This window comes from Paenibacillus sp. P4_E11, from assembly GCF_056401635.1.
The window spans coordinates 1-780 of the sequence record NZ_JBFUIX010000620.1; the positions used below are offsets into that span (position 1 = coordinate 1).

Here is a 780-nt window from a genome sequence, read left to right on the forward strand (position 1 = left end):
CTATAGTATACTTTGATACAAAGATGTATTTTAAAGAAAATGGAATTACGTATGGAGGATGTACGATTATGAAGCCAAAACGCGCCACGTCCCGAAGTCGTCTGGATGATATGGTTGCCACGTTAAAGCAAGATATATTAGGCGGGGTCCGTGTGGAAGGCGAGTTTCTCCCTTCGGAACTGGAGCTCGGAGAACAATATACGCTAAGCAAGAATACGATCCGTAAAGGATTAGATGTCCTTGTCGCCGACGGCTTCATTGAGAAAGTGCCGAGAATCGGAGCGCGTATCATCCGCAAGAAGGAGAAGACGGGGGAAGTTATCCGCTTCGGCTACTACCCTACGTTGGACAAGGAAACTCAACTACTCGAGCTCGTAAACCGATTCAACGAAATGCAGACCGATATCCAAGTCGAGCCTTATCCAGTCGGTTTTCCTAGAAAGCATGATGCGGTGGAAACGTATTTGCAGGAGGGCTTATTCGATGTCATCACGGTGAACCTGTACAATTATGAATTCATGCGCAGAGATTCGCCAGAGAAAAGCATTCTGGAACCATTCGAGCCGCAAACGGAAATGTACCCTTTCCTGAACGCGCCTTTCATCGATAACGGGCATCAATACGTACTCCCCTTCGTTTTCACCCCTGTCTTTTTGTGTTACAACAAGGCGCATTTCCATGAGTTGAACTTGTCGGAGCCTGACAGCAGCTGGACATGGGACGATCTCCGGGAAACTGCATCGAAGCTCACGAAGAGCAACGAACGATTGGGGTTCCTAT

The 780-nt window shown here is 47.7% G+C and carries 1 protein-coding gene; it reads left to right on the forward strand.

Translation table 11 applies throughout. The annotated features are described in order from the left end of the window. Nucleotides 1–68: 68 nt before the first annotated feature. Nucleotides 69–780: extracellular solute-binding protein (locus AC1DWB_RS36490; RefSeq protein ID WP_477545927.1), on the forward strand; the 712-nt coding region annotated here is incomplete at its 3' end.